Source organism: Pseudomonas sp. CAN1 (assembly GCF_030462585.1).
GTDB lineage: Bacteria > Pseudomonadota > Gammaproteobacteria > Pseudomonadales > Pseudomonadaceae > Pseudomonas.
Map to the genome: position 1 here is coordinate 364,874 of NZ_JASMRU010000002.1, position 25,312 is coordinate 390,185.

Here is a 25,312-nt window from a genome sequence, read left to right on the forward strand (position 1 = left end):
TAGTGCTTATTTCTTATCGGTGATGGCTGAAATTCCTTTAACTTGAAACCAGTTCCTTTGGGGGATAAGGACGGATTTAAAGTTGTTTTTCTTTGAGTCCACCCGTTCCAAGGAAGACAACAGAGTCTGCATTGCCTCCTGAAGGCCTTCTTCTTTATATGCTATGGATTGAGATGCGCCAGTAATGCAAGAGGTAATTGGATGCTTTATCGTATCCAGATATAGCTCAAATACCTCGCGCGGCACAGCCATTCCATATATCCGCCAAGCATATTTTCTACCCAAATATGTCCCGTCCTTGGCACTATGAGTCGTGCGCTCATTAGACTTTCTTAGCTCAATATCTCGTATCTCTTGGCCGTGAATTCTGGCTACATAAAAACTACTTTCAGGATCTACACTCTCCGCTTCGGCTATTGCGGAAGGGTCCACCCAATTAACTCCATTCTCCACACGGTAAGCGAAATTATAGCGTTCTCCCTCCTTTAGCACGGCCTCCCCATTTGCTATAAACTGGTATTTAGTATTTGTGGAGGCAGGAGTGAAGGAATGCAGATGCTTACCTTCTGGGTGTGATTCAATTTTATAGTTTGTAACAACAACAGTTGGAGTGGTTAAGAGATGTCTTGATTTCATTTTTTCTACTCCCCAAGAGTTAATGCGCTGCGAGAATATTAAGAAATCCACCATGCCATGGCAATATGGTATCGCTGGTGTGGGCGGCGCATAGCTAACGTCTCGCATTGCTGGTTATCCAGCTAAGCAGACACCTAGCTAGACACCATTAGAAAGAGCATCTCCATTGGCATCACAAGAGTCTCATAGGCTCAGACAGCGATTAATAGTAGAGGCCTAAGTAGTCGAAATCACTAGCCGAACCTTGCCTACAATGTCCTGATTGGATCTCTGAAAGGCCCGATTTCACTGGCGTTGACCAAAAAAGCCCATCAACGAACACGGCGAAAAATGAGTTCGATTCTCACCGCCTTCGGAAAGAAAGCGGAAAGAAAGCGGAAAGAAAGCGGAAAGAAAGGGGACAGATTTATTTTTCCTGCTCTGAACGTCCGCTTCTGGCCGTTAGGTGTCCTCTGCGGATGGCTGCTATGGGTCGGTAGCTGCCTGAGGCAGCGGTTCGTCTTGGGGGATTTGGACCTTCCCGACGGGGGGGCGTCGAACTCTTGAAGCTGCTACTCCGGAGCGTAGCAATGTGTTCGGATGAGTGGCTTTTCGCGGACGAAAAGCTCGTTCTATTCCCGTCCGGACCTTTGTATTCGACAGGGAGGGGCTTCGTGGAGGGAGGATGCTATAGGGGTGCAGTCGGTCTATCAGAGTGGGTTGTTCTTCGCGCGGCGATACTGAGGCGCGTCTGTCGGCAGCAGTTCCTCGCGCAAAACTCGGATACAAGGTGGTGCGGCGATGACAAGTTTCACTTGCTGCTCCCACACCCCGCCGATTCTGATGATCAGCTTTTGGCTGCGCAGTTGGCGGATGAGTTCTTCGTCGGAGCATTCCGGATCGGCGAAGAGGTGGATGGCTTCGAGGATATTGCGGCTCAACAACAGGTTGCCCATGGGGACTCCTTTGCTCGGTAGCTGGTGGGAAATGGCTGATTCATCGGTTGCTGCGGCATCGGTGCGCTGGCATCCATCACTGCAATAGTGGCAACATCCCGACTCCCGCTTTCGCCGCTGCACTCGCGCAGCCGGCTTCTGACCAGGGAAGGCAATCACGCCCGGTGGCGTGGCCGGGCTTCAAACCCGGTGGGGGACGGCAGCCGTTCCTGGGTGAGTTCGACTCTCACTGCCTTCCGCCAATTTCCTTTGCTTCGGTCCGCGCGGGTTTGCGCGTGCGTACCCGAGTGCGGAGCGATTCGAAGTACTCATTGTCGGCGGGTGCCGCAGGCCCCGAGGTTACGCCCGCGATCAAAAGGTCTCTGGCAGGCCGCTTCAGCACATCATGATCCCGTCCCGCGGGATCAGGTTTTTGCAGGCTTCAACCTCTCCCGGTTCGAGCACCTTCAGCGATTGGATGTTGTGCCAGAACATCTCCTGCGGATAAGGACGGCGGAGCGTCTGGTCCATCACCAGGAAGTAGGGGCGGCTGATGATCTGGTCCAGCGGAGGCACCACGCCGACGATCTGGATGCAATGCAGTTCCGGGGTTGGGTCGGCGTCGCAGGTGGTGGATACCAGTGCGTATTCGCCGAGCAGGGATATGGGATTCGCCGAGCCGTATTGGTACATGTGGATTCTCCTGAGGGCGAGCCACTGGTTTTCAGTGTGTGAAATTGCCGAATTTCAACTGGTCCATTTCTGTACCAGTAGCCAGCGCCTCAAAAGAGCGCTGTTGACCATGCGTCGATCACCGATGCGCACAGTGGGTAGCTGCCCATCCACTGCCCACGCCAGTGCGAGCTGAAACTCGATACCGTTTCGCTCCGACCAATGCTCAATGGTTTCCAAGTCCTGGCGACTGTTAGGAGGCGTGTTGGAGTGCGTGTGATCCGGTTCCATGTTGCTCTCCGGAGGTCGTTTAGGACCACCGTGATCCATTTTTCCCGGATGGGATCACGGTGGTTCCATTGTTGTCAAGACCACCGTGGTCCATCATCCGGCAATGAGCAGAGATGACCCCCAATTCAAACTCCGGATGCCGATTGAGCTGCGCTCGCAGGTCGATCAGGCGGCACTCGCATCTGGTCGATCTTTAAACGCCGAACTGGTTGCCCGGCTGGAAGCGAGCTTCCTCACGGCAGCACCCAGCGACACGCTGGTTTCTGCCGCGAGGGCGCGGGAACTGATGGCGCTCGCTCGTGAAGCGCTTCCAACGATCATCAGGAATCGAGCCATCAGCGCGATCAATCGGGCAGTGTCGCTGGGACATAGCGTGGCCAGCGTTTCTCTGCACGATCTCTCGCTGGCAGAAGGACTGTCGGAAAATGAGCGTTCAGAGATGACTCTGCCGCTAACTCACGAGCTTAAAGCTGTGGGATACGAGGTGGCATGGGATGGGGCTTCGGCGATTCTGATTCGCTTCTGAGGTAGTCAGTGGCAATGGGGAGAGTCGAAGAGCGTCTCCGAGTTCTTGTTCGTCATCTTGGCCCGTCACATTTGGCCAAACTGACCACTATCAATAATCGTCGCCGCTGGCAGACGGTCGCGACGGATATGAAGGTGAAGCCGCGAGTGGAGGATCTTGAAGAAGTCCTCGCTGCCTTTCCGCAGTATGAGCTCTGGCTTTGGAAAGGGCAGACGGACCCGGCCAATGGACAGGTCGCTCCCGAGGGGCTGCAGTAGTCACGACGAGGTGCGCCATGGTCAGACTGGACCTGTTCACCGAGGATCATCTGGAACTCAGCGACCTGTGGCGCTGGGAGGATGGCCGGCGTGATCAGTCCTTTCTTGTACCGCTGGAGAGCGTTAGCGATGCGTTGCCCGGCGCCAGGCTGCTGTTGGTGCGCGCCATCCTGAGACTCGCCGGTGGCAAGCAGCTGCAAGGGCTGCTGGCCTACGACCCTGCCGGGAAAGACGTCTATGCGCTGCAGGTGCTGATCGGCGGCGAGAGTTTTTCCTTCAACAAGTACCTGCCGGAAGCCTCCTTCGAGGAGGTGCTGGGGCTGGCCGATCACCTGGGGATCGGCACCGGCGCGGTCCTGCCGGTGCGCTACAGCGTCGTGCGCGAGGCGCTGCCGATTCGCGATGGCAGCTTCACGCTATGGCTGGAAGCTGGAGTCAATGCTGACGGCTGTTGAGGTCAAGCGCGCCTCGTCTAAAAGATTGCCGCCGTAGTAGTTCAGAAGGTCACGCATGGCAGAAGTCAGTGTCTCCTCGGAGGCAATCCGCCAGAACGTCTTCTCTCCCAGGACTAGAGTCGCCCGCTGAATAATCGCCTGTGCTGCATTGTGATGGCCTGAGCGAAGCCAATGCCGCACCAATTGCCGGTTTTCATTGGCCGGAAGCTGTGCGGCCTGGAAGAGATCGAGCGCGTACCGGTAGTTCAGCAGCCAGAGTTGCCTGAGGAACTCTGTCCTGTCGGCAAGCGGAATACCGACGAGCCATTGGCGCACAAGTTTGTCTTGCTTGCCGAGGCCGGTGCGATGGCAAACCTGCTCGGGGGTGAATGTCGGTTGATGCATTCAGCACTTCCCTTGCTTGCGACGGCACCACTCATCCACCACTGCCCCCATGTCCGCCGGCGCGCCGCTGCGTATCCAGGCCATGAAGTCACGGTCGAAGCGAAAGGCTTCGCCGCAGTGTTCCTGCAGGAAGCGGCGGACGTTCTGGGTGTTGCGGTAGTGGGCGTCGAGCGGGGTCAGGCGGGTGATCGGGTCGCTGTGCCAGTCGAAGGCCATGGCATCCATTCCTTGGAAAGTGAGCACCCGTTATAGCGCAATCGGCAGCCGCTGGCGCGGCGTGCCGAGGTGTTGCGGTGTTACTGGCCCCAGAGCATCTGCTGTTGCTGTGCCGAGTAGTCGTCACTCTGCAGGCGTACGCGGGTGGGCTGGCGTTCGAGGTTGTCTTCACCGAAGGATTCGCGCACCGGCGATTCAATGGCGCTGAAATGACTGAAGTGCGGGGAGTCGGCGCAGCCGACCAGGGTGAAGCAGGCGAAGGTAACCACGGAGAGCTTGAGCATGGGACGTCCTCCTGAATGGCGAGCCCCGAGCTTCGGCCCGGTGGATTAACGTCCGATTAACGTCAGCCGGCCTCAACCGCCTCTGTCCTGCCCGTGGATTTCGCCGCCGTGGGGTTCGTCGCCTTCGCGGTCGCGGTGGTGTTCCGGTGGGTTGAGGGCGCGGCCGAGGATCTGCGCGACCACTTCGTCCTTGCCGGCGGTGTAGGCATCGCGGTCGGTGGGGTAGCGCCGGGCCATTTCATGTTTGACCTCGGCATAGAGCCGGGCGTCTTCCGGGTGGTTGCGCAGCCAGTCGCGGAACAGCAGGCGCCGCGAGGCTTCGCCCAGGTCCATGACGTGGATGTGGTGGGTACGCCCGCTGCCGAAGGGCGGCATACCTTTGACGAAGAACATGCGCGTGGTGTCGGGGTTTTCGCTCCAGTACTGGTAGCCCAGTTGCTGCAGCGGTTCGATCAGGCGGTGCGGGTCGATTTCCGCCGGGGGCAGCAGGAGGATGTCGATGATCGGCTTGGCGTCCAGGCCGGGCACGGCGGTGCTGCCGATGTGTTCGATGCCCAGGCCGGGCAGGGCGAGTGCATCGGCGATGGCGCGGGCTTCCTCGGCGAAGCGCTGTGGCCAGGCGGGATCGGCGGCGACGACTTCGACGCGGTCGTCATCGGCGTTGCTCCAGCGTTGGCCGTCGAACTCGGGGGCTTGCGGGGACATGGGGGCTCCAGTGTTGCGGTGGGCGGGGCGAGGGTTGGAGGAGGGTTTCACGGTGGCGGTTCCGCGAATGTCAGGTGCGGCGAAAGAACCTGTAGGAGCGAGCTTGCTCGCGAACGGGTTTAGCCGGCGGCATCGGCGTTGGGCGGTTCGCGAGCAAGCTCGCTCCTACGAAAAGCGCGCTCATGCTCATTGAATCGGGAAATCGAAGTAGGTTTCCGGGTAGGGCTCGGCCTTCAGCGTGTAGTGCCACCACTCGGCGCTGTAGGGCTCGAAGCCGTGGCGCAGCATGGGTTGGAGGAGGGTTTCACGGTGGCGGTTCCGCGAATGTCGGGTGCGGCGAAAGAACCTGTAGGAGCGAGGGGGACGCCATCGTTATTGCTCGCGAACGGAATTAGCCGGCGGAATCGGGGGTAAGCGGTTCGCGAGCAAGCTCGCTCCTACGAAGAGCCCCGCTCACTGAATCGGGAAGTCGAAGTAGGTTTCCGGGTAGGGCTCGGCTTTCAGCGTGTAGTGCCACCACTCGGCGCTGTAGGGCTCGAAGCCGTGGCGCAGCATGGCTTGGCGCAGGGTTTCGCGGTTGCGCGTCTGCTGCACGCTGATCAGCGCGCTGCCGTGGTGGGAGAGGGGGCCGAAGAAGTCGAAGTGGCCGCCCATGTCGAGTTCCGCGCCGGTGCTGGCGTCGACCAGGGTGAGGTCGACGGTGCTGCCGCGCGAGTGCCCAGAGTGCTTGGCGATGTAGCCGTCGCGGAACAGCGCGGGCTTGTCCAGGTCGGGGTAATAGAGGGTCTTCTGGCGAATGTCCTGCGGGTCGGCAGCCCAGCGACGGAAGTCGTCGACGGCGCGCTGCGGTCGGTAGCCGTCGAAGATTTTCAGCGCCAGCCCGCTCAAGGCGACATCCTGTTCCATGGCGGCCAGGGCGGTGGCGGCCTCACGGGTGAGGATCACGCGGGGAACCAGATAGCCATCGATGGGGCGGCCGACGAAATTGTCGCTGCCGGCGTAGCGCACGTCATAGCGTGCGGACTTCAGCATCTGGTCGAGGTAGACGAAGCCTTCCTGCGTGGGCTGGTCGGCGCGAAGCGGCAAGCTGATGAGCAGGCAGAGCAGCAGCGCGAGCTGCGTGCCTGCCCGGATCATGGGCGCAGGGCCTGGACCCCGTCGTCGTCGGGGTCGAAGTTGTCCAGGTGCATGCGCCGGGCGAAGGCTTCCAGCGCGGCTTCGCCCTGCAGGAAGCGGCCACGGGCGGCGGCCCAGTCGTCGGGCTTCAGGCGCACCATCCAGCCTTCGCCGTAGCAGTCCTGGTTGATCAGGCCGGGGCGGCGCACCACGGCTTCGTTGCTGGCGAGGACGGTGCCGTCCAGCGGGCTGCGCGCCGAGGAGGCGGCCTTGGCGAACTCCACCACGCCGAAGCTGCGGTCGCACTCGATGTGCCAGCCGTCGCGCTTGGGGGTGAAGGCGAATATCTGCCCGTAGACCGCACATCCGTAAGCCGTCAGGCCAAGGGTGACGGCGCCGCCCGGCTCTTCGCGCAGCCAGAGGTTGTGCTCGGGGGCGTAAAGCAGCTCGTCGGGGAACTCCAGGCCGTGCAGCTTCACAGCGTCAGTACCCGGTCGTATTCGAGGATCATGCGCGCCAGCTCGCCGCCGCTGGCGATCTCGTCGACTTCCTCGATGAGCCGGCTTTCGTCGATGGCCACGCCCGGTGCGCGGCACATCAGCAGGCGCGCGCCGGCTTCCTTGGCCTGCTGGATGAAGTGGCTGATGGGCTCGCCGTCTTCGGCGGCGTAGAGATTGTCGGCGATGTCCTGGAAGGCCAGGCGCGTGCCTTCACCGCTGAGGAACAGGGTGACCTTGGCATCCATGCACGCCAGCAGTGTGGCGGTGTAGAAGGGCGCGGCGCAGCGCGCCGGGGTGCTCGGGCCGCTGCTGACGATGATCAGCACACGCTGGGGCTCAGGCGTGGACAAGGGCTTTCTCCAGTTGGACCAGGGCGACGCGGCGGCCCTGCGGGTCGGCGCGCTCGACGATGCCCTGCGGCTTGTAGCCCAGGCGTGCGTAGAGCAGCAGGCCGGCGGCGTTGGCGTTGAAGCAGGACACTTTCATCAGGCGTGCCTTGTACTGCTCGCGGGCGAGATTCTCCATGACCTCGATCAGGTACTGCGCCACCCCGTGCCGGCGCGCCCAGGGCGCGACCATCATGTTGCCCAGCGCGCAGAACTCGTTGGGCTGCCACTGGTAGAAGTTGGCGAAGCCGGCGACCCGGCCATCGAGCAGGGCAACCGTGCTTCCGCGCCGTTCGGCGATGGCGGCAGCGAGCTGGGCCACGGTCAGCGGCCATTGCGCCTTGGGGTAGCAATAGAAGAGTTCGTCGGCGTCCTGGGGGAAGCCCACCACCTCGCCGAGGTCGTCGGCGAGGGCGGGGCGGGATTGCAGGGCAGGTTGATTCACGCGCGCTCCCTGGTGTCAGTGCGGCGGGTACTGGGCGATGATCTTCTGCACCGTCTCGCGGATCGCCGCTTCGCGTTCGGCGGGCGTCGGCGGGCTGCTGCGCATGATCTGTTCGCCGCTGCCGCGCCAGACCAGCTTGCCGTCCTTGCCGTCGAGCATGTCGACCTGGATGGTGGCGACCTTGTAGGTGACGGTGCGGCTTTCGGCCATGGGCGGCGGGCCCCAGTAGCCTCCCCAGTAACCGCCCCAGTAGCCACCGGTGTAGGTGGTCACTTCGTCCTGGCGCTGGTCGACGATCAGGTAGGCGCGGATGCGCACGTCGCCCGGATTGCCGCCCTGGGCCTGGCGCAGGCCGCGCTGGTCGAACTGGTCGGCGATGGCGGCGTTGATGCGCTGCTCGGTGAGGTCGCTCTTGATCCGCGGATCATCCGGGCGGTACTCGAAGGCCGGCTGCGCCCAGCTCCAGGTCTGGTAGCGGGAGAAGTCGCGGGTGGTGTCGTAGTCGCGGCTGACGCTGGTGGTCTCGCAGGCGGCGAGGCCCAGCATCAGGCCCAGAAGCAGTAAACGGCGGATCATGGCTGGATTACTCCTGACAGAGTTTCCATCCAAGCGCAGAGTCCGCGCAAAGGCAAGCGGCAGACGGGTTGCGCGGGTTACCGGAAGTGAATGGCGGTCAGCCCGGCGGGTAACCGTCCATGGCCTTGCGTGCGGCTTCACGCAGGGCGCGGGCCTGGTCGCTGCGGTTGTCGCCATTGTCGTACTCGGCGCTGCCGCTCCACACCTGCTGGTTGCTGCGGGCGTCGAACAGGGCGATGCGCACCACGCTGACGGTGACCACGTAGGTACGGGTGACGGGGTAGGACGCGCCTCCGTACCAGGGATCGCCCCAGCCGCCGTAGTAGCCGCCGCCGTAGTAGTCGGTGGTCTGCCGGGTGCGCTGTTCGCTGGAGAGGTGCGCGCTGACGTGCAGGTCCGCCGGGGCGTTCGTGCGTGCCGGGCGTAGGCCGCGCTGGTCGAGGGCTTCGCTGACGGCGTCCTGCAACGGGCCGCCGAAGCCGGTGCCGTCGGTCCAGTTCCACGAACGGTACTGCCCGTAGTCCAGCGGCGCGGCCGGGTAGCTGCCGGGGTCGAGGCCGGGGTTGGTGGCTTGCGCCGGGGCCGGCGGGATCGGCAGCGAGGTGTTGCTGTAGGGGTTCTGGCTCTGGCAGGCGGCCAGGGCGGCGAACAGCGGCAGGATCAGCAGGTAACGCGGCATGACGGACTCCGGCACGCTGGTCGTGGGTGGCGTGCGCACTGGCAACTATGCACCTAATCCTGCGGCCGGCACAGCCAGTGCAGGTAGCGGCCGAGGCCGGCGAAGGCGGGGTGTCGACGGTATTGCAGTTCCATCTCCACCAGGTCCAGCGGCTCGGCCTTGTGCTGGAACTCCACCGGCATGTAGTCGTGGAACACCCGCACGCCGCTGCGCGCCTCGATGTTCCAGTGGCCGGCCATGGCGGCTTCGAGTACGCGCGGGTCGAGCGGTTCCTGCGGGGTCAGGCTCTGGCCTTCACCGGAGAAACGGTTCTTGCGCAGCTTACGGAAGTGGCCCTTGAGCAGGTTGCGGTAGATCAGTGCATCGCGGTTGTAGAAGGCCAGGGACAGCCAGCCGTCGGCGCGGGTCAGCTGGTGCAGCACGGGGAGGATTGCCAGCGGCTCGGCCAGCCATTCCAGCACGGCGTGGCAGATCACCAGGTCATAGGGTTCGTTGAGCTGGCCGAGCAGGTCCTGCCACGGTGCGGCGATGAAGGTAGCCTGAAGGCCCGCTTCCTCGAAGCGCTGACGTGCGCCTTCGAGCATCGGCGCGGCGGGTTCGGCGAGGGTCACGTCGTGGCCGCGCCCGGCCAGCCACAGCGACATGTGGCCCAGCCCGGCGCCGATATCCAGCACCCGCAGCGGGCGGTCGGGCAGCGTTTCGGCGAGGTCGGCCTGCAGTACGGCGAGGCGGATGGCGCCCTTGGCGCCGCCGTAGATCTTCTCGGCAAAGCGCGTGGCCAGTTCGTCGAAATGGCGGTCGCCGGTCTTCGGGGAATCGCTCACTTGGCGCCCCCTTCGATGAAGCGCCGCTCGCTGTCGGCCAGCTTGGCTAGCACCGCCTGGTTCATGTCGATGCCCAGTTCGGCGCACATCAGCAGCAGGTAGAGGACGATGTCACCGACTTCCTGGCCGGCGTGGGCGAGTTTCTCCGGCGGCAACTGGCGCGATTCGTCCTCGCGCAGCCACTGGAAGATTTCCACCAGCTCGGCCATTTCCACGCTGGCGGCCATGGCCAGGTTCTTCGGGCTGTGGAAGCGACTCCAGTCGTTGTGGTCGCGGATGGCGTGCAGGCGCGCGGTGATGGCTTCGAGGTTCATGCAGATGGGGCTCCAACGTGAGCCCCATAGCTTCAAGCCTGGCGCTTCAAACGTCCAGCGGGCTCCAGCTGCCGGCCATGTGCGGCAGGTCGTCCTTGCCGCGCAGGCTGAACTGCCCGGAGGGTGCCGGGTCGCTGGCCAGCAGGGTCACCGAGGAGGGCAGCAGCACCGGTTTCTGGAAGCGCACCTCGACCTTGTAGCCGGCCATCGGCAGGCGTTCGCCCAGCGCGGCCAGGCTGCGTGCCTTGTTCCACAGGCCGTGGGCGATGGCGCGGGGGAAGCCGAACAGCCGGGCGCTGAATGCGGCCAGGTGGATCGGGTTGTAGTCACCGGCCACGCGGGCGTAGCGCCGGCCGATGTCTGCCGGGCAGTTCCACTGGTCCAGCGGCTTGAGCGGCAGCTCGGCGACTTCCTCGCGGGGCGCCGGCTTGCCGTCCAGGCGCATGCCGCGGAAGAGGATGCGGCTGTCGCCTTCCCAGAGCAGGCCGAGCTGATCGTGCAACTGGGTGATGATGCTGAAGGTCACGCCCTTCTCGTGCGGCTGCAGGTCGTCCACTCGTACGCTGACGTTGAACGGCCCCAGGCCGCCGAGCGGGCGCAACACGCTGATACGGTTTTCCAGGTGCACCAGGCCCAGCAGCGGGAAGGGGAAGCGCGCGTCCGTCAGCAGGCCCATCTGCAGGCCGAAGGCGAGGATGTGCGGGTAAGTCGGCGGCAACAGGTGGTTGTCGGTGAAGCCGCAGACCTTGCGATAGCGCTCCAGGTGCTTCGGGTCGACCGTGACCGGGCAGCGCAGGCCGCGTGTCGGCAGGCTGCGGCCACGCACGCCGCGGCGCACGGCGGCGCGGGCGAACAGGCCGGTGAGGGCGGGTGGGGCAGACAGGTCGAGCCAATCGCGGGACATCGGGTATCTCCTGGCGGGTATTCAGTCAGCTTAGCCGGCGGTCAGGCGCGGGCATTGGCCGTGGCAACGCGGTGCGCGGCAGGCAAGTCAATGTGACCGTCGGATTGCTCGGATATTTCCCGCACGCTGGTTCCTGATTCTCTTGAGGGGCGATAGGAAAGCTGCCTAAGATGGGCCCGCCTCATGGATAACTAGAAAAAACACCATGCGTGATCTGACCGACGATGTGGCGCTGATGCGCCCGGTGATCGACGCCCTGCGCGCCAGCGGAGCCGACCCCGACCGCGTGCTGGCTCGCGTCGGCCTGCCTGCTGGCAGCCTGCCTGCCGGACGATTCCCCCACAGCGCCCAGAACCTGTTCTGGAAGGCGGCCGCCGAAGAGTGCGGCGAAGAGCACGTCGGCCTTTATCTGGCCGGCCACCTGCCCGCATTCCACGGCCTGCTGCTGGAATACCTGTTCCTTTCCAGCGCCACCTTCGGCGAAGGCCTGCGCCACGCCCTGCGCTACGTGCGCCTGCTTTCCGACACCCTCAACGCCCGCCTGGAAGTGGAAGGCGAGAAGGCCGTGCTGCTGCTCGGGCATACCGCCGGGACCAACCGGCACTTCCCCGAAATGCTTGCCGGTGCGGTGGTGCGCCTGTTCCACGCGCTCACCGAAGGCGACTTCAAGCCCCAGCAGGTGCAGTTGATGCACGAAGAAGGCGCGCCTGCCGAGCGTTATCGCGAGGTGTATGGCTGCCCCGCGGTTCTGGGTGCAGATCGCTATGCCCTGGTATTCGATGCCGAAGTGCTGGAAAAGCCCTCGCGCCACGCCGCGCCCGAGCTGCTGCGCATGCACGAATCCCTGGCGCGCCGGCAATTGGCGGAAGTGGAGCGCCTGGATCTGGTGCGCAAGGTGCGCGAGCTGATTGGTTTGCTGCTGGTGGATGGCGGCGCGACGCTGGAGCAGGTCGCCGCCCGTCTCGACATGCCGGCCCGCCGCCTGCGCGAGCGCCTGGCGATGGCCGGTGTGCGCTTCAACGACCTGGTCACCGATTACCGCTGCCGCCTGGCCAAGGAGCTGCTGCTCAAGACCGACGAGCGCATTGAGGTGATCGTCGAACGCACCGGCTTCTCCGAGCCGAGCACCTTCTACCGCGCCTTCAAACGCTGGGTCGGCGAGACCCCGGTGGAGTTCCGCCGCCGCGGCCGCCCGCAACCGCCGGCGGAGTGATCGAACCGTTTCGAGCGCGCCTGTGGATAGGCTTTGCCGGTCTTCCCTTTCGAAGGAATTGCCGATGCAAAGCCGAATCCGCCAGCCCCTGCTGCTGTCCACCGTCCTGCTGCTGAGCGTTCAGCACGCCGTTGCCGGGGAAATGGAACAGACGGCTTTCTCCCGCCTGGACCGCGATGGCAGCGGCTACATCGAGGCCGAAGACCTGTCGGCCATGCGCGTGCGCATGTTCCACCGGCTGGATAGCGACCAGGACGGCCTGCTCACCCGCGAGGAAGTGACGCCGCGCGATCCCCGCGTGCAGATGTCGCCCAATGCCATCGCCTGGCCGGACCGGGACGGAGACGGCAAGGTCAGCCTGGCGGAGTTCATGACCCAGGAACCGGCGCTGATCGTGCGCGCGGATCGCGATGGTGATCATCGGGTGAGTGCGGAGGAGTTTCGTGAACTGGTGGCGGCGCGGGGGTGAACCTTTGCCCCGCGTTTCTGTGGCAACGGCACGGGGCTAACCCTGTAGAAGCGCCCCATGGGGCCGCTCCTACAGGGGAAAGCGGTCAGTTCGTAGGATGGGTGGAGCCTAGGCGATACCCATGCTGCACAGGGGGGCGATGGGTATCGCTCCGCTCCACGCCATCCTACGGGACTGATTGGAACGAATCGGTGTGTAGGGCGAATAACGCGTCAGCGTTATCCGCCATGAAGGGAATGGCGGATAACCTGTTCCAGGTTATGCGCCCTACGATCCTGAAGGTTAAGCGCCCAGCAGACTCTGCCCACAAACCCGCAGCACCTGCCCGCTCACCGCGCCCGAACCCGGCTGGGCGAACCACGCCACGGCCTCGGCGACGTCCTGTGGCAGGCCGCCCTGGCCCATGGAGTTCATCCGTCGGCCGGCCTCGCGGATGGTCAGCGGGATGGCGGCGGTCATCTGGGTTTCGATGAAGCCCGGCGCCACCGCGTTGATGCTGATGCCCTTCTTGCCCAGCGCCGGCGCCCAGGCCTGCGCCAGGCCGATCAGGCCGGCCTTGCTCACCGCATAGTTGGTCTGGCCCATGTTGCCGGCGATACCGCTGATGGAGGCGAGCAGCACCACGCGGCCGTCGTCGTGCAGCTTGCCGGCGTCCAGCAGGGCCTGGGTCAGCACCTGCGGGGCTTTCAAGTTCACGTCGATCACCGAGTTCCAGAAGGCTTCGCTCATCTTGGCGACGGTCTTGTCGCGGGTGATGCCGGCGTTGTGCACCACGATGTCGACGCCATCGGGCAGCGCCTCGACCAGTTGAGCGCCGGCATCGGCGGCGCAGATGTCCAGCGCCACGCCACGGCCGCCCAGTCGCGCGGCCAGCGCATCGAGGGCTTCCTTGGCCGGCGGCACGTCCAGCAGCACCACTTCGGCGCCGTCACGGGCGAGGGTCTCGGCGATGGCTGCGCCGATGCCGCGGGCGGCGCCGGTCACCAGCGCGCGCTTGCCCACCAGCGGGCGGCTCCAGTCCTGCACCTGCTTGTCGTAGGCGGAGAGGCGCACCACCTGCCCGGAGACATAGGCGCTCTTGGGCGAGAGGAAGAAGCGCAGCGCGCCTTCGAGCTGGTCTTCGGCGCCCTTGCCGACGTACACCAGCTGCACATTGCCGCCCCGGCGGATTTCCTTGCCCAGGGAGCGGCTGAAGCCTTCCAGGCTGCGCTGCACGCTGGCGGCGATGGGGTCCTTCACCGATTCCGGCGCGCGGCCGAGGATCACCACGTGTGGGCATTTATCCAGGCCCTTGAGAGCGCCCTGGAAGAAGGTGCGCAGCTCGATGGTCTGCTCGAAGCGAGTCAGGCCGCTGGCGTCGAAAACGATGGCCTTGAGCTTCGGCCCATGCTCGGCGGTCCAGCGCGGCAGGCCGTACTGGCCTTCGCTGAAGGAGAGCACCGTGTCGGTCAGACGCTCGGCGAAGGGCAGCACCGCCTCGTTCAGGTTGCCCTCGCCGCCGAGCAGCAGCGCCCCGTCCACCGGTCGCGTGCGCCCGGCGCTCCAGCGCTCCAGGCGGACCGGCGCGGGCAGGCCGAGGGCTCCGACCAGGCGGCGGCCGACGTTGGAGTTGGCGAAGGCGATGTAGCGATCGGTCATGGAACGGGCTCCTGCACAGGGTCTCTAAAGTGCTGACCACTCTACGCAGCGGCGGGTTCGGCGCAATTGACCGCGCTGACCTGCGCAACGGCGGGGCGGCCAATGCGACACAAGCGGCTAAGGTTAGCCTTGACCGCACTTCAACGCTCATTCTCAGGAGCCCTGCATGACCCAACTGCGCCGGGTCGCCATCGTCGGCGGCAACCGTATTCCCTTCGCCCGCTCCAACACCGTGTATGCCACGGCGAGCAACCAGGAGATGCTGACCTCCGCGCTGGACGGGCTGATCGAGCGCTACAAGCTGCACGGCGAGCGCCTGGGCGAGGTGGTCGCCGGCGCTGTGCTCAAGCATTCCCGCGACTTCAACCTGACCCGCGAGTGCGTGCTGGGCACGCGCCTGGCGCCGGAAACCCCGGCCTACGATATCCAGCAGGCCTGCGGCACCGGCCTGGAAGCGGCGATCCTGGTGGCCAACAAGATCGCCCTCGGGCAGATCGACTGCGGCATCGCCGGCGGCGTGGACACCACCTCCGATGCGCCCATCGGCGTCAACGAAGGGCTGCGCAAGATCCTGCTGGAAGCCAACCGCGGCAAGTCCAACGGCGAGAAGATCAAAAGCCTGCTGAAAATCCGCCCGCGCCACCTGATGCCGCATATTCCGAAGAACGGCGAGCCGCGCACCGGGCTGTCGATGGGCGAACACTGCGAGCTGATGGCGCAGACCTGGGCCATCCCCCGTGACGAGCAGGACAAGCTGGCCTACGAGAGCCACCACAGGTTGGCGGCGGCCTATGACGAGGGCTGGCAGAACGACCTGATGACGCCGTTCCGCGGCCTGGTGCGCGACCAGAACCTGCGCCCGGACATCAACCTGGAGAAGATCGGCACCTTGAAGCCGGTATTCGAGCGTGGCTCACGCGGCACGCTGACGGCGGCCAACTCCACGCCGCTGACCGATGGCGCTTCGGTGGTGCTGCTGGCCAGCGAGGAGTGGGCGAAGGAGCGCGGCTTGCCGATCCTGGCGTACTTCAAGGACGGTGAGGCGGCGGCGGTGGACTTTGTCGGCGGCCACGAGGGCCTGCTGATGGCGCCGGTCTACGCGGTGCCGCGCCTGCTGGCGCGCAACGGCCTGACCCTGCAGGACTTCGACTTCTACGAAATCCACGAAGCCTTCGCCGCCCAGGTGCTGTGTACGCTCAAGGCCTGGGAAGACCCGGAATACTGCAAGACCCGCCTGGGCCTCGACGCGCCGCTGGGCTCCATCGACCGCAGCAAGCTCAACGTCAAGGGCAGCTCGCTGGCCGCCGGCCACCCGTTCGCCGCCACCGGCGGGCGCATCGTCGCCAACCTGGCCAAGCTGCTGGACGGCGCCGGCAAGGGGCGCGGGCTGATCTCCATCTGTGCGGCCGGCGGCCAGGGTGTGACCGCGATCATCGAACGGTAATCCAATACACCGGGGCCGATGCATTTCGGCCCCGCGATGTAGCAACTCCGTGACTTCAGGCGGCACCGCGCGAGCGGCGCCGCCTTTTTTTATCCGCAGGATCTGTAGGAGCGAACCGCCTCTGGCTTCGGAGCCGGCCGGTGTTCGCGAGCAAGCTCGCTCCTACGAAGAGCAAGGCGTATGGCGGATAACGCTGGCGCGTTATGCGCCCTACGGAATGGCAGCGGACGGGAAGATAGGGGCTCTCGTAGGAGCGGACCTTGTCCGCGAAAGCCTGCCGGCACCGACCTGGCGGTCGGGTCGCGGATAAGATCCGCTCCTACAGGGGACGGCTGCCAATTGGGCCTGGGGCGCAATTTCCTTCTAGATGCGCCCTTCAGCCGCCCTGCAACATGCCCGGGTGCACACGCCGCGAGAAGGGCGTGGAAAGCACCAGCGAGGTCTTGCTGGTACCGAACTGGGCAAGCCGGTCGATCAGCTCTTCCAGCTCCTGGGTGCAGCTGACCGCGACCTTGAGCATCACGCAGGCTTCGCCGGTGATGCGGTAGCAGTCGATGATCTGCGGGATTTCCAGCAGCGGGTCGAGCATGCTCTTGCTGCGGTGATCGTTGAGGCGCATCTCGATCAGGCACTGGATCGAGCGGCCCATCTTCGACAGGTCTACGCTGGCGTGGTACCCGGTGATTACCCCTTCGGCCTCCAGGCGCGCCACGCGGTCGGCGACGGCGGGAGGGGAGAGGTTGATGCGCCGGGCCAGTTCGGCGAAAGACAGCCGGCCGTCTTCGAGCAGGGCGGCGAGCAGCGCGCGGTCGTACTTGTCCATGCAATGACTCCGGTTTTGATTCGACGGCAAGCCTTGTGAAAATCCATCGAATGAAAAGTGTTATGCCCGTAATGGCGTTGTCTGTGCCTTATCCGGGGCGATTGACCTGCATAAAATGAATCGCCCTGCCTGCCTTGTCGAGCCCCACCCATGACTACCCTGCCCATGCCCAGAGCCCGCGTCTCACTGACCCTGATTGCTGCCTTCTTCGCCCTCTACTTCATCTGGGGTTCGACCTACCTGGTGATCCGCATCGGCGTCGAATCCTGGCCGCCGATGTTGATGGCCGGCTGCCGCTTCATCATTGCCGGGGCGATCCTGTTCGTCTGGATGCTCTCGCGCGGCGCGCCCATGCCGACGTTCAAGCAATGCCTGTCGGCGGGCGCCATCGGCATCCTTTTGCTCAGCTGCGGCAATGGCGGGGTGACGGTGGCCGAGCACTGGGGCGTGGCTTCGGGCGTGGCGGCGCTGGCGGTGGCGACCGTGCCGCTGTTCACTCTGGTGTTCGGGCGTTTCTTCGGCAACAAGACCAACGCGCTGGAGTGGGCCGGCATAGCCCTGGGCCTGTTCGGCATCGTGCTGCTCAACCTCGGCTCGAACCTGCAGGGCAGCCCGGCAGGCGCGGCGCTGATCCTCTTCGCGGCGGCGACCTGGGCCTTCGGTTCGATCTGGAGCCGGCGCCTGGACCTGCCCGCCGGCGCCATGGCCAGCGCGGTGGAAATGCTGGTGGGCGGTGGCGTGCTGCTGCTGGGCAGCTTCCTCACGGGCGAGGGCATGGAGCAGATGCCCACGGCCGCCGGCTGGGGCGCCCTGGCTTACCTGGTGGTGTTCGGCTCGATCATCGCCTTCAGCGCCTACATGTACCTGCTGGCCAACGTGCGCCCGGCGGCGGCCACCAGCTACGCCTACGTCAACCCGGCAGTGGCGGTGATGCTCGGCGTGGTGTTCGCCGGCGAGCACATCGGCTTAGCCGAATCCCTGGCGATGGCGGTGATCATCAGCGCCGTGGTGCTGATCGGCCTGCCGCAGTGGCGGCGCAAGGAAGCCCTCTGACTCGCGGCATGAGCTAAGCCCGAAAGGTTATTTCGCGCGCCTCGCGCGATTCGCTAGGGTATGCAACGGCCTCCATTCGGAGGCCGTTCCTCTTGGATTCTCTCTTCCCTTTCAGTACACCCGCGCGCCATACGCCCAGGCCACTGATCCACCCTTCGAGCCGAGGTGTGCATGAGTCTGGTGGTGCCGCTTTCCACGCTTTCCGAACTGCCTCCCACCCAGCGCTGGAGCGATGCCTTGCGCGCGTCCAGCCTGCTGGCCCTGTCGGTGCCCCGCGAGTACGGCGGGCGCGGCGCCGGCTGGGACGAGGTGCTGCAGACCTTGCGCGATCTCTCCGAGCGCGACGGCACCCTGGCGCGGCTGTTCGCCCTGCATCACCTGCAACTGACCAGCGTGTTGCTGCTGGGTAGCAGCGAGCAGCGCGAGCGCCTGCTGCCGCTCAGCGTGGAGCGCGAATGGTTGTGGGGCGAGGCGGTGGATCACCAGGAACGCCGCCTGCTGGCGCGCGAGCATCGGCGCGGCGGTTTCCTGCTGCAGGGCGGGCGCCACGATTGCTTCGGCGCCGAGGCGGTGGACTGGCTGCTGATCTCGGCGCGCCATGCGCCCAGCGAGGGTTTGCTGATCGCCGCGCTGCCGGCGGATCGCAGCGGGCTGGATCTTTTCGAGCCCAACGGCGGCGGCCTGCTGCATTGCCACGAGGTGCGCCTGCATCCCGAAGACATCCTGTTGCCGCCCGGCCTGCCATGGACGCCCCGTGCACAACTGCGCGGCAGCCTCTCCGGGCTGCTGCAGGCGAACATCGCCCTGGGCCTTGCTGTGCAGGCCTTCGAGAACCTGCCGGCGCGGGCGGCGGCGGGGGAGTTGCAGCGCTTGCTGGCGCTGGGGCTGCGGCTGTCCGAGCAGTCGGCGGTGGCTTTCGAAGCGGCCCAGGCGGCGGGTAACGCATTGAGCTTCAGCCGCAGCGCGGCGTTGGCGACCCTGGTGGCGGAAACCGCCGCGGTGGCGCAACAGGCGGTGCAGGTCGGCTTGCGCCAGGAGGGTACTCGCGCCCGGGTGCTCGCCGGCGCCACCTGAGGCGCCGTATCACGGGCCCTGTAGCGGAATCGAGACAAGCGCTGGTGCTCATAAGTTAAGAACTAAAAATTATTTATTCTGAGTTTTTTATATCGGTAATCTAGCTCTACCGGACCGCCGGACCAGGTTCCACCCACAAGCTTCACCCCATCGAACCCCGTCCCGTGGTCCGTCCCCTCTGTGAGGCCGGCACCGCCGTCATCTTCAGAGGAAACACCATGAACAAACCTCGTTTTGTACGCCGTGCCGTGGCCGGCGTCGCTGTTGCGGCTGCCCTGTCCTTCCAGAGTGCCGCGTTCGCCGACATCGTCCTGGGCTACCAGACCGGCATCGACCCGACCAAGGTCCCGCAGGCCGATGGCACCTATGAAAAGGTCATCGGCGAGAAGCTCGACTGGCGCCGCTTCAACAGCGGCCCGGAAGTGGTCGCCGCCATCGCCTCGGGCGATGTGCAACTGGGCAACCTCGGTTCCAGCCCGCTGGCCGCTGCCACCTCGCGCGGCCTGCCGATCGTCGCCTTCATCGTCTCCGCGCAGATCAACGCCGCCGAGGCCCTGGTGGTGCGCAACGGCAGCAAGATCGAGAAGCCCGAAGACCTGATCGGCAAGACCATCGCCACGCCCTTCGTTTCCACCTCGCACTACAGCCTGCTGGGCGCGCTCAAGCACTGGAAGATCGACCCCACCAAGGTGAAGATCGTCAACCTCAACCCCACCGAGATCGCAGCCGCCTGGCGTCGTGGCGACATCGATGGCGCCTTCGTCTGGTCGCCCGCCCTGGGCGAGATCAAGAAATCCGGCAAGGTGCTGACCGACGCCGCCGAAGTCGGCCAGTGGGGCGCACCGACCTTCGAGGTCTGGGTGGCCCGCAAGGACTTCGCCGAGAAGCACCCGGAAGTCATCGCCAAGTTCGCCCGCGTGAGCCTGGATTCCTTCGCTGACTACAACGCCCACAAGGCCGAGTGGACCGCCGACTCCGAGCAGGTCAAGAAGATCGCCCGCCTGACCGGTGCCGATCCGAAGGACGTGCCCGAACTGCTGGCCGGCTCCGCCTTCCCCGAATCCCAGGCGCAGCTGTCGTCCGCCCTGCTGGGCGGCGGCACCGCCAAGGACATCGCCGGTACCGCCGAATTCCTGAAAGAGCAGAAGCGCGTGCCTTCGGTGCTCAAGGACTACTCGCCCTACGTCAGCGCTGACTACGTGCGCCAGGCGGAGAGCGTGCAGGTCGGGCAGCGCTGAGCAGTTGCTCTTCGTAGGAGCGAGCTTGCTCGCGAACACCGGCTGGCACTGAAGCTCGGGCTGGTTCGCGAGCAAGCTCGCTCCTACAAAAGCGCACCACGTATTTCTTCTCACCCTACGGAGGGCAGAACATGAGCCGTCTGACGGCCGAGGCAGTCAGCCTCACTTTCCAGCAGCGCGGACGCGAGCGCGTCGTGCTGCAGGACCTCACTCTCAGCCTGGCCAAGGGCGAGTCCCTAGTGGTGCTCGGCCCGTCCGGCTGCGGCAAGTCCAGCCTGCTCAACGTGCTGGCGGGCTTCCAGGCGCCGGACAGCGGCCGCGTGCAGATCGACGGTCGCACCCTCAGCGGCCCCGGCGGCGAGCGCGGCGTGGTGTTCCAGGACGACGCGCTGATGCCCTGGCTGAGCGCGCTGGACAACGTCGCGCTGGGCCTGCGCATCCGTGGCGTTGGTGCTGCCGAGCGCAATGCCCGCGCCCATGAAGTCCTCAAGCTGGTGGGCCTGGGCGAGCACGCGGACTACCGCATCTCGCAGCTCTCCGGCGGCCAGCGGCAGCGCCTGGGTTTGGCCCGCGCGCTGGCGGTGGAGCCGGACTTCCTGCTGCTCGACGAACCCTTCGGTGCCCTCGATGCGCTGACCCGCGAGCGCATGCAGGTGCTGACCCTGGATCTGTGGCGCAAGACCGGCAAGGGCCTGTTCCTGATTACCCACAGCGTCGATGAAGCGCTGTTCCTCGCCACCGACCTGGTGGTGATGGACGGCCCGCCGGCGCGCATCGTCAAGCGCCTGCCGCTGGACTTCGCTCGCCGCTACGCCGCTGGCGAGCCGGTGCGCTCGATCAAGTCCGACCCGGAATTCGCGCGCCTGCGCCAACTCCTTCTCGACGAGTTCTTGGAAGAACCGGAGGCCGAACATGCCCACTGATACCCTCGCCGGCAAACTCCCGGCCGCCGCGCCGACCGCCCGCAGCGTGCCGCGCGACTACCGTCGCTGGGCTGCGGCCGGCAGCGTCGGCTCGATCTTCGTGCTCTGGTGGCTGGCCACGCACCTGGGCTGGGTCGACACCCTGTTCCTGCCCGCGCCGGAGCAACTGGTGGAAGCCTTCCAGCGCCTGCTCGCCGAAGGTTACGTCGACGCATCGCTGTGGCAACACATCGGCACCAGCCTGCTGCGCGTGCTGCTGGCGCTGGGTGCGGCGGTGCTGACGGCCATCCCGCTGGGCATCCTGATGGGTCTCAACCCGCTGGTGGGCGCGGCCTTCGATCCGCTGGTGGAGTTCTACCGCCCGGTGCCGCCGCTGGCCTACCTGCCGCTGATCGTCATCTGGTTCGGCATCGGCGAGCTGTCCAAGGTGCTGCTGATCTACCTCGCTCTGTTCGCGCCGCTGCTGATCGCCACGGCAGCCGGCGTGCGCCGCGTGGACAAGTCGCGCATCCAGGCCGTGCGCTGCCTGGGCGCCAGCCGCCTGCAGGTGGTGCGCCACGTGATCCTGCCCAGCGCGCTGCCGGATGTCCTCACCGGCCTGCGCATCGCCCTGGGCGTGGGCTGGTCGACCCTGGTCGCCGCCGAGCTGATCGCCGCCAACCGCGGCCTCGGCTTCATGGTGCAGTCCGCCGCGCAGTTCCTCGCCACCGATGTGGTGGTGCTGGGCATCCTGCTGATCGCCGCCATCGCACTGAGCTTCGAGCTGGGCCTGCGCTGGTTGCAGAAGCGGTTTGCTTCCTGGGAGTGACCTTCCGAAACCGAGCAAGGACCCTCTCCCTAACCCTCTCCCTGAAGGGAGAGGGGACTGGCCGGAGCGGCTCCATGATCACCGCTCACTGACGATTTTCCGTGGCTGAAGGACTGAGCCGTCCTGCCCGAACATGCGGAACAAGCCCCCTCTCCCTTCAGGGAGAGGGCTGGGGAGAGGGGCTCTCCCCGTGAACCTCACGAGAGAACACGAACATGACCACCCTGAGTATCGAACCCCTCAGCCCGGCCCTGGGCGCCATCGTTTCCGGCGTGCGCCTGGCCGACCCGCTGGAAGACGCAGCGCAGCGCCAGATCGAGCAGGCCCTGCTCGCGCACCAGGTGCTGTTCTTCCGCGACCAGCCGCTGACGCCGACCCAGCAGGCGAACTTCGCCGCGCGCTTCGGCGACCTGCACATCCACCCGATTTACCCCAGCTCGCCCGAGCTGCGCGAAGTCATCGTCCTCGATACCGCCGTCACCGACGTGCGCGACAACGCCATCTGGCACACCGACGTGACCTTCCTGGAGACCCCGGCGTTGGGCGCCGTACTGGCCGCCAAACAACTGCCGCCCTACGGTGGCGACACCCTGTGGGCCAGCGGCATCGCGGCCTTCGAGGCGCTGTCGAAACCGCTGCAGCAGTTGCTCGACGGCCTTACCGCGACCCACGACATCAGCAAGTCCTTCCCCCAGGAACGTTTCGGCGCCAGCGACGCCGACCTCGCGCGCCTGGAGGAAGCACGCAAGAAAAACCCGCCGCGCAGCCATCCGGTGATCCGCACGCACCCGGTCACCGGGCGCAAGGCGCTGTTCGTCAGCGACGGCTTCACCACCCGCATCAACGAGCTGGAGCCGGCGGAAAGCCGCGCCATTCTCGACCTGCTGTTCGCCCACTTCGCCCGCCCGGAGTTCACCCTGCGCTGGCGCTGGAAGGAGAACGACGTGGCCTTCTGGGACAACCGCGTGACCCAGCATTACGCGGTGGATGATTACCGCCCGCAGCGCCGGGTGATGCATCGGGCGACCATTCTTGGCGACAAGCCGTTCTGAAAGCTTGCCGTTCTGGTAGGGCGCATAACCCGGAACGGGTTATCCGCCGCAATGGCGGATAACGCCGCAGGCGTTATGCGCCCTGCGGTCCGACAGGCTTTTCGTAGGAGCGAGCTTGCTCGCGAACGGACTCTCCGATGAATCCTGAGTTATGCGGTTCGCGAGCAAGCTCGCTCCTACAGGTCCTGCTTTGCCTGGGAATTTCCCGCCATCCCCGTGACTTGCGGCAACAAAGCCGCACCACAGACCGCATTCGTCGCCATTCTGGGTCGCGGTGGATGGCGCACTGTCCTACGCTTTGGCAGTTTCGCTTCATAAAGAGATTGCCTACATGCAAGAACGGATTCCCGACGAGTCCAACCTCGCCGAGCTGACGGTTCGCGGCCTGATCCTCGGCGCGCTGATCACCGTGGTGTTCACCGCTTCCAACGTCTACCTCGGCCTCAAGGTCGGCCTGACCTTCGCCTCGTCGATTCCCGCTGCGGTCATTTCCATGGCCGTGCTGCGCTACTTCTCCGGCTCCAACATCCTCGAGAACAACATGGTGCAGACCCAGGCCTCGGCGGCCGGCACCCTGTCCTCGATCATCTTCATCCTTCCCGGCCTGCTGATGATCGGCTACTGGAGCGGCTTCCCGTTCTGGCAGACCGCGGCCATCTGCTCCATCGGCGGCATCCTCGGCGTGCTCTACACCATTCCGCTGCGCCGGGTGATGGTGGTACAGAGCAGCCTGCCTTACCCCGAAGGCGTGGCCGCGGCGGAAATCCTCCGTGTCGGCAGCCAGGACGAGGAAGAAGAGAAGGCCGGCAAGCCCGCGAAAGCCGGCGGCCCGGGCCTGCGCGACATCCTCGCCGGTGGCGTGGTCGCCGCCGCGTTCAGCCTGCTCAGCAGTGGTTTCAAGGTGCTTGCCGAAGGCTTCAGCTTCTGGCTCACCGCCGGGCAAGCGGCGTTCCGCCTGTCCACCGGCTTCTCCCTGGCGCTGGTGGGCGCCGGCTACCTGATGGGCATCACCGCCGGCATCGCCATCCTGATCGGCGTGGTCATCGCCTGGGGCGTGGCCGTGCCGCTGCTCTCGGTGAACAGCGTGCTGGCCGCCGGGCAGAGCCTGCCGGAGCTGGCCACCAAGCTGTGGAGCAGCCAGGTGCGCTTCCTCGGCGCCGGCACCATCGGTATTGCCGCGCTGTGGACCCTGGCCACCCTGTTCAAGCCCATGGTGCAGGGCGTCTGGTCGTCGCTGAGCGCCGTGCGCGGGCGCGGTGAAGTGAGCGACCTGCGCACCGAGCAGGACCTGTCGGCAAAGTGGATCGTCACCATCGCCGGTGTGCTGTTGCTGGCGCTGTTCGTGGTGTTCTCCTACTTCCTCGGCGAGGCCGCGCCGGACCTGCGCGGCTTCGGCTTCTGGGGGCTGGTGACGGTCTGCGTGATCTTCGCCTTCTTCTTCGGCTTCCTGATCGCCGCTGCCTGCGGCTACATGGCTGGCCTGGTGGGCTCGTCGAGCAGCCCGATCTCCGGCATCGGCATCATCGCGGTGATCCTGGTGTCGCTGCTGATTCTCGGCGTGGGCTCGCTGGAAAGCGGCTTCCTCGACCAGCAGGGCGGCAAGCTGGCCATCGCCCTGGCGCTGTTCACCACCTCGGTGGTGATCGCCATCGCGGCGATTTCCAACGACAACCTGCAGGACCTGAAGACCGGCTACCTGGTCGGCGCGACCCCGTGGCGCCAGCAGGTGGCGCTGATCGTCGGCTGCCTGGTGGGCGCGCTGGTGATCCCGCCAGTGCTGGAACTGCTGTTCAACGCCTACGGCTTCACCGGCGCCCTGCCGCGTGAAGGCATGGACCCGAACGCCGCGCTGGCTGCGCCGCAGGCGACGCTGATGACGGCGATTGCCAGCGGGATTTTCCACAACGCGCTGAACTGGAACATGATCCTGATCGGCGTGGCGCTGGGCATCGCGCTGATCCTGGTGGACCTGCTGCTGCGCCGCACCGGCAAGGCCAGCCTGCCGGTGCTCGCCGTCGGCCTGGGCATCTACCTGCCGCCGACCATCGGCATGACCCTGGTGGTCGGCGCGGTGATCGGCTGGCTGCTGGAAACCGCGCTGGCCAAGCGCGCGGCGGCGGCCGGCAAGGATGTCGAGAAATTCTCCGATGAGCCCAAGCGCCGCGGTGTATTGCTGGCTTCGGGCCTGATCGTCGGCGAGAGCCTGATGGGCATCCTGCTCGCCGGCATCATCGGCGCCACCGGTTCGGCCACGCCGCTGGCGCTGGTCGGCGACTCCTTCGAAGACACCGCGCAGTGGCTGGGCCTGGTGGTCTTCGTGGCGATCTGCGTGCTGTTCTACCGCAAGGTACTGAGCGGCGTTCGCGGCTGATCCTTCGCCGTGATGTGAAAAAGGCGCCTGCGGGCGCCTTTTTCGTTGTCGGAGCTTTCGGTTGTTCGTCGCCGGGCGGCATCTCGTCTGGTTGGATGATATACGATGCCGATATCAGATTT

31 protein-coding genes, 1 tRNA gene and 1 pseudogene are annotated in these 25,312 nt (G+C 65.3%); 13 read left to right on the top strand and 20 right to left on the bottom strand.

Annotated elements, in window-relative coordinates; genetic code table 11:
• Positions 1-6: 6 nt before the first annotated feature.
• Entirely contained in the window at positions 7-744 is a 738-nt protein-coding gene (locus QO207_RS04580) for a hypothetical protein (protein WP_301531385.1), read from the bottom strand.
• A 581-nt stretch (positions 745-1,325) separates the two neighbouring features.
• Entirely contained in the window at positions 1,326-1,571 is a 246-nt protein-coding gene (locus QO207_RS04585; RefSeq protein WP_301531386.1) for a carbon storage regulator, read from the bottom strand.
• A 146-nt stretch (positions 1,572-1,717) separates the two neighbouring features.
• On the opposite strand from QO207_RS04585, the gene QO207_RS04590 reads away from it, so the two are divergent.
• Positions 1,718-1,813, top strand: a tRNA-Sec gene (locus QO207_RS04590).
• Positions 1,814-1,946: 133 nt separating this feature from the next.
• Here QO207_RS04590 and QO207_RS04595 read toward each other — a convergent pair.
• Entirely contained in the window at positions 1,947-2,243 is a 297-nt protein-coding gene (locus QO207_RS04595; protein WP_301531387.1) for a hypothetical protein, read from the bottom strand.
• A gap of 54 nt (positions 2,244-2,297) precedes the next feature.
• Positions 2,298-2,513 (bottom strand): DNA-binding protein, encoded by a 216-nt coding sequence (locus QO207_RS04600; RefSeq protein WP_301531388.1) that lies wholly within the window; start codon positions 2,511-2,513, stop codon positions 2,298-2,300.
• Between the two features lie 103 nt (positions 2,514-2,616).
• Between QO207_RS04600 and QO207_RS04605 the strand changes: the two genes are divergently transcribed.
• Positions 2,617-3,039: an Arc family DNA-binding protein gene (locus QO207_RS04605; RefSeq protein WP_301531389.1), complete on the top strand. Its 423-nt coding sequence runs from the start codon at positions 2,617-2,619 to the stop codon at positions 3,037-3,039.
• Positions 3,040-3,313: 274 nt separating this feature from the next.
• Positions 3,314-3,751, top strand: a complete 438-nt coding sequence (locus tag QO207_RS04610) for a hypothetical protein (protein ID WP_301531390.1) — start codon at positions 3,314-3,316, stop codon at positions 3,749-3,751.
• On the opposite strand, the gene QO207_RS04615 is transcribed toward QO207_RS04610, so the two are convergent.
• The 14 genes and pseudogenes from QO207_RS04615 to QO207_RS04680 all read right to left on the bottom strand — a co-directional run bounded on the left by QO207_RS04615 (position 3,713) and on the right by QO207_RS04680 (position 11,084).
• Positions 3,713-4,135: a hypothetical protein gene (locus QO207_RS04615; protein ID WP_301531391.1), complete on the bottom strand. Its 423-nt coding sequence runs from the start codon at positions 4,133-4,135 to the stop codon at positions 3,713-3,715. The two genes, QO207_RS04610 and QO207_RS04615, sit on opposite strands and share 39 nt — an antisense overlap.
• Positions 4,136-4,351, bottom strand: coding sequence for a DUF6434 domain-containing protein (locus tag QO207_RS04620; protein ID WP_301531392.1), 216 nt, complete (start codon positions 4,349-4,351; stop codon positions 4,136-4,138). It lies immediately after the preceding gene.
• Positions 4,352-4,431: 80 nt separating this feature from the next.
• A complete protein-coding gene (locus tag QO207_RS04625; protein ID WP_301531393.1) occupies positions 4,432-4,635 on the bottom strand; it encodes a hypothetical protein in 204 nt (67 codons plus the stop codon).
• Between the two features lie 72 nt (positions 4,636-4,707).
• Positions 4,708-5,340 carry a GrpB family protein gene (locus QO207_RS04630; protein WP_301531394.1) on the bottom strand — a complete coding sequence of 211 codons (633 nt, stop codon included), beginning with the start codon at positions 5,338-5,340 and terminating at the stop codon, positions 4,708-4,710.
• 186 nt (positions 5,341-5,526) lie between these two features.
• A pseudogene (locus QO207_RS04635) lies at positions 5,527-5,685 on the bottom strand (M15 family metallopeptidase); the annotation flags it as partial.
• Between the two features lie 108 nt (positions 5,686-5,793).
• The gene (locus tag QO207_RS04640; RefSeq protein WP_301531395.1) at positions 5,794-6,477 is read right to left on the bottom strand and encodes a M15 family metallopeptidase; all 684 of its coding nucleotides are present in this window, start codon (positions 6,475-6,477) and stop codon (positions 5,794-5,796) included.
• Positions 6,474-6,935: a glycine cleavage system protein H gene (locus tag QO207_RS04645; RefSeq protein ID WP_301531396.1), complete on the bottom strand. Its 462-nt coding sequence runs from the start codon at positions 6,933-6,935 to the stop codon at positions 6,474-6,476. The genes QO207_RS04640 and QO207_RS04645 overlap by 4 nt, the downstream gene beginning before the upstream one ends.
• Complete coding sequence (locus QO207_RS04650; protein WP_138524658.1) at positions 6,932-7,306, bottom strand: DsrE family protein; 375 nt, start codon at positions 7,304-7,306, stop codon at positions 6,932-6,934. The genes QO207_RS04645 and QO207_RS04650 overlap by 4 nt, the downstream gene beginning before the upstream one ends.
• Positions 7,293-7,772, bottom strand: coding sequence for a GNAT family N-acetyltransferase (locus tag QO207_RS04655; RefSeq protein WP_301531533.1), 480 nt, complete (start codon positions 7,770-7,772; stop codon positions 7,293-7,295). The genes QO207_RS04650 and QO207_RS04655 overlap by 14 nt, the downstream gene beginning before the upstream one ends.
• 30 nt (positions 7,773-7,802) lie before the next feature.
• The gene (locus tag QO207_RS04660) at positions 7,803-8,363 is read right to left on the bottom strand and encodes a DUF4136 domain-containing protein (protein WP_301531397.1); all 561 of its coding nucleotides are present in this window, start codon (positions 8,361-8,363) and stop codon (positions 7,803-7,805) included.
• Positions 8,364-8,460: 97 nt separating this feature from the next.
• Positions 8,461-9,042: a DUF4136 domain-containing protein gene (locus tag QO207_RS04665; protein ID WP_301531398.1), complete on the bottom strand. Its 582-nt coding sequence runs from the start codon at positions 9,040-9,042 to the stop codon at positions 8,461-8,463.
• 53 nt (positions 9,043-9,095) lie between these two features.
• Positions 9,096-9,866, bottom strand: coding sequence for a methyltransferase domain-containing protein (locus QO207_RS04670; protein WP_301531399.1), 771 nt, complete (start codon positions 9,864-9,866; stop codon positions 9,096-9,098).
• Positions 9,863-10,180, bottom strand: coding sequence for a nucleotide pyrophosphohydrolase (locus QO207_RS04675; protein ID WP_024766201.1), 318 nt, complete (start codon positions 10,178-10,180; stop codon positions 9,863-9,865). Before QO207_RS04675 ends, QO207_RS04670 begins: the two co-directional genes overlap by 4 nt.
• A 46-nt stretch (positions 10,181-10,226) precedes the next feature.
• Positions 10,227-11,084 (bottom strand): MaoC family dehydratase, encoded by an 858-nt coding sequence (locus tag QO207_RS04680; RefSeq protein ID WP_301531400.1) that lies wholly within the window; start codon positions 11,082-11,084, stop codon positions 10,227-10,229.
• A 205-nt stretch (positions 11,085-11,289) separates the two neighbouring features.
• Here QO207_RS04680 and QO207_RS04685 point away from each other — a divergent pair, with 205 nt between their 5' ends.
• On the top strand, positions 11,290-12,297 hold the full coding sequence (locus QO207_RS04685; RefSeq protein ID WP_301531401.1) for an AraC family transcriptional regulator: 1,008 nt from the start codon (positions 11,290-11,292) through the stop codon (positions 12,295-12,297).
• Positions 12,298-12,361: 64 nt separating this feature from the next.
• Entirely contained in the window at positions 12,362-12,766 is a 405-nt protein-coding gene (locus QO207_RS04690) for an EF-hand domain-containing protein (RefSeq protein WP_301531402.1), read from the top strand.
• A 282-nt stretch (positions 12,767-13,048) separates the two neighbouring features.
• On the opposite strand, the gene QO207_RS04695 is transcribed toward QO207_RS04690, so the two are convergent.
• The gene (locus QO207_RS04695; protein WP_301531403.1) at positions 13,049-14,404 is read right to left on the bottom strand and encodes a 3-oxoacyl-ACP reductase; all 1,356 of its coding nucleotides are present in this window, start codon (positions 14,402-14,404) and stop codon (positions 13,049-13,051) included.
• A 166-nt stretch (positions 14,405-14,570) separates the two neighbouring features.
• On the opposite strand from QO207_RS04695, the gene QO207_RS04700 reads away from it, so the two are divergent.
• Entirely contained in the window at positions 14,571-15,848 is a 1,278-nt protein-coding gene (locus QO207_RS04700; protein ID WP_301531404.1) for an acetyl-CoA C-acetyltransferase, read from the top strand.
• Between the two features lie 376 nt (positions 15,849-16,224).
• Here the strand turns inward: QO207_RS04700 and QO207_RS04705 are convergent, their stop codons facing one another.
• Positions 16,225-16,671 (bottom strand): Lrp/AsnC family transcriptional regulator, encoded by a 447-nt coding sequence (locus QO207_RS04705; RefSeq protein ID WP_301531405.1) that lies wholly within the window; start codon positions 16,669-16,671, stop codon positions 16,225-16,227.
• Positions 16,672-16,836: 165 nt separating this feature from the next.
• On the opposite strand from QO207_RS04705, the gene yedA reads away from it, so the two are divergent.
• The 7 genes from yedA to QO207_RS04740 all read left to right on the top strand — a co-directional run bounded on the left by yedA (position 16,837) and on the right by QO207_RS04740 (position 25,190).
• Positions 16,837-17,724, top strand: a complete 888-nt coding sequence (yedA, locus tag QO207_RS04710; protein WP_301531534.1) for a drug/metabolite exporter YedA — start codon at positions 16,837-16,839, stop codon at positions 17,722-17,724.
• A 171-nt stretch (positions 17,725-17,895) separates the two neighbouring features.
• Complete coding sequence (locus tag QO207_RS04715) at positions 17,896-18,798, top strand: acyl-CoA dehydrogenase family protein (protein ID WP_301531406.1); 903 nt, start codon at positions 17,896-17,898, stop codon at positions 18,796-18,798.
• Positions 18,799-19,016: 218 nt separating this feature from the next.
• Positions 19,017-20,036, top strand: coding sequence for a taurine ABC transporter substrate-binding protein (tauA, locus tag QO207_RS04720; RefSeq protein WP_301531407.1), 1,020 nt, complete (start codon positions 19,017-19,019; stop codon positions 20,034-20,036).
• A gap of 131 nt (positions 20,037-20,167) precedes the next feature.
• Positions 20,168-20,959 carry a taurine ABC transporter ATP-binding protein gene (locus tag QO207_RS04725; protein WP_301531408.1) on the top strand — a complete coding sequence of 264 codons (792 nt, stop codon included), beginning with the start codon at positions 20,168-20,170 and terminating at the stop codon, positions 20,957-20,959.
• Positions 20,949-21,767, top strand: a complete 819-nt coding sequence (locus QO207_RS04730) for an ABC transporter permease subunit (RefSeq protein ID WP_301531409.1) — start codon at positions 20,949-20,951, stop codon at positions 21,765-21,767. Before QO207_RS04725 ends, QO207_RS04730 begins: the two co-directional genes overlap by 11 nt.
• Positions 21,768-21,982: 215 nt before the next feature.
• Positions 21,983-22,819, top strand: coding sequence for a taurine dioxygenase (gene tauD, locus QO207_RS04735; RefSeq protein WP_301531410.1), 837 nt, complete (start codon positions 21,983-21,985; stop codon positions 22,817-22,819).
• Between the two features lie 331 nt (positions 22,820-23,150).
• Positions 23,151-25,190, top strand: a complete 2,040-nt coding sequence (locus QO207_RS04740; protein WP_301531411.1) for an OPT family oligopeptide transporter — start codon at positions 23,151-23,153, stop codon at positions 25,188-25,190.
• The last annotated feature ends 122 nt before the right edge of the window (positions 25,191-25,312 follow it).

What these genes read in the sequence shown, in the direction of transcription:
- QO207_RS04580 (WP_301531385.1), bottom strand. Translation starts at nt 744, where the DNA reads ATGCGAGACGTTAGCTATGCGCCGCCCACACCAGCGATACCATATTGC.
- QO207_RS04585 (WP_301531386.1), bottom strand. Translation starts at nt 1,571, where the DNA reads ATGGGCAACCTGTTGTTGAGCCGCAATATCCTCGAAGCCATCCACCTC.
- QO207_RS04595 (WP_301531387.1), bottom strand. Translation starts at nt 2,243, where the DNA reads ATGTACCAATACGGCTCGGCGAATCCCATATCCCTGCTCGGCGAATAC.
- QO207_RS04600 (WP_301531388.1), bottom strand. Translation starts at nt 2,513, where the DNA reads ATGGAACCGGATCACACGCACTCCAACACGCCTCCTAACAGTCGCCAG.
- QO207_RS04605 (WP_301531389.1), top strand. Translation starts at nt 2,617, where the DNA reads ATGAGCAGAGATGACCCCCAATTCAAACTCCGGATGCCGATTGAGCTG.
- QO207_RS04610 (WP_301531390.1), top strand. Translation starts at nt 3,314, where the DNA reads ATGGTCAGACTGGACCTGTTCACCGAGGATCATCTGGAACTCAGCGAC.
- QO207_RS04615 (WP_301531391.1), bottom strand. Translation starts at nt 4,135, where the DNA reads ATGCATCAACCGACATTCACCCCCGAGCAGGTTTGCCATCGCACCGGC.
- QO207_RS04620 (WP_301531392.1), bottom strand. Translation starts at nt 4,351, where the DNA reads ATGGCCTTCGACTGGCACAGCGACCCGATCACCCGCCTGACCCCGCTC.
- QO207_RS04625 (WP_301531393.1), bottom strand. Translation starts at nt 4,635, where the DNA reads ATGCTCAAGCTCTCCGTGGTTACCTTCGCCTGCTTCACCCTGGTCGGC.
- QO207_RS04630 (WP_301531394.1), bottom strand. Translation starts at nt 5,340, where the DNA reads ATGTCCCCGCAAGCCCCCGAGTTCGACGGCCAACGCTGGAGCAACGCC.
- QO207_RS04640 (WP_301531395.1), bottom strand. Translation starts at nt 6,477, where the DNA reads ATGATCCGGGCAGGCACGCAGCTCGCGCTGCTGCTCTGCCTGCTCATC.
- QO207_RS04660 (WP_301531397.1), bottom strand. Translation starts at nt 8,363, where the DNA reads ATGATCCGCCGTTTACTGCTTCTGGGCCTGATGCTGGGCCTCGCCGCC.
- QO207_RS04665 (WP_301531398.1), bottom strand. Translation starts at nt 9,042, where the DNA reads ATGCCGCGTTACCTGCTGATCCTGCCGCTGTTCGCCGCCCTGGCCGCC.
- QO207_RS04675 (WP_024766201.1), bottom strand. Translation starts at nt 10,180, where the DNA reads ATGAACCTCGAAGCCATCACCGCGCGCCTGCACGCCATCCGCGACCAC.
- QO207_RS04680 (WP_301531400.1), bottom strand. Translation starts at nt 11,084, where the DNA reads ATGTCCCGCGATTGGCTCGACCTGTCTGCCCCACCCGCCCTCACCGGC.
- QO207_RS04685 (WP_301531401.1), top strand. Translation starts at nt 11,290, where the DNA reads ATGCGTGATCTGACCGACGATGTGGCGCTGATGCGCCCGGTGATCGAC.
- QO207_RS04690 (WP_301531402.1), top strand. Translation starts at nt 12,362, where the DNA reads ATGCAAAGCCGAATCCGCCAGCCCCTGCTGCTGTCCACCGTCCTGCTG.
- QO207_RS04695 (WP_301531403.1), bottom strand. Translation starts at nt 14,404, where the DNA reads ATGACCGATCGCTACATCGCCTTCGCCAACTCCAACGTCGGCCGCCGC.
- QO207_RS04700 (WP_301531404.1), top strand. Translation starts at nt 14,571, where the DNA reads ATGACCCAACTGCGCCGGGTCGCCATCGTCGGCGGCAACCGTATTCCC.
- QO207_RS04705 (WP_301531405.1), bottom strand. Translation starts at nt 16,671, where the DNA reads ATGGACAAGTACGACCGCGCGCTGCTCGCCGCCCTGCTCGAAGACGGC.
- yedA (WP_301531534.1), top strand. Translation starts at nt 16,837, where the DNA reads ATGCCCAGAGCCCGCGTCTCACTGACCCTGATTGCTGCCTTCTTCGCC.
- QO207_RS04715 (WP_301531406.1), top strand. Translation starts at nt 17,896, where the DNA reads ATGAGTCTGGTGGTGCCGCTTTCCACGCTTTCCGAACTGCCTCCCACC.
- tauA (WP_301531407.1), top strand. Translation starts at nt 19,017, where the DNA reads ATGAACAAACCTCGTTTTGTACGCCGTGCCGTGGCCGGCGTCGCTGTT.
- QO207_RS04725 (WP_301531408.1), top strand. Translation starts at nt 20,168, where the DNA reads ATGAGCCGTCTGACGGCCGAGGCAGTCAGCCTCACTTTCCAGCAGCGC.
- QO207_RS04730 (WP_301531409.1), top strand. Translation starts at nt 20,949, where the DNA reads ATGCCCACTGATACCCTCGCCGGCAAACTCCCGGCCGCCGCGCCGACC.
- tauD (WP_301531410.1), top strand. Translation starts at nt 21,983, where the DNA reads ATGACCACCCTGAGTATCGAACCCCTCAGCCCGGCCCTGGGCGCCATC.
- QO207_RS04740 (WP_301531411.1), top strand. Translation starts at nt 23,151, where the DNA reads ATGCAAGAACGGATTCCCGACGAGTCCAACCTCGCCGAGCTGACGGTT.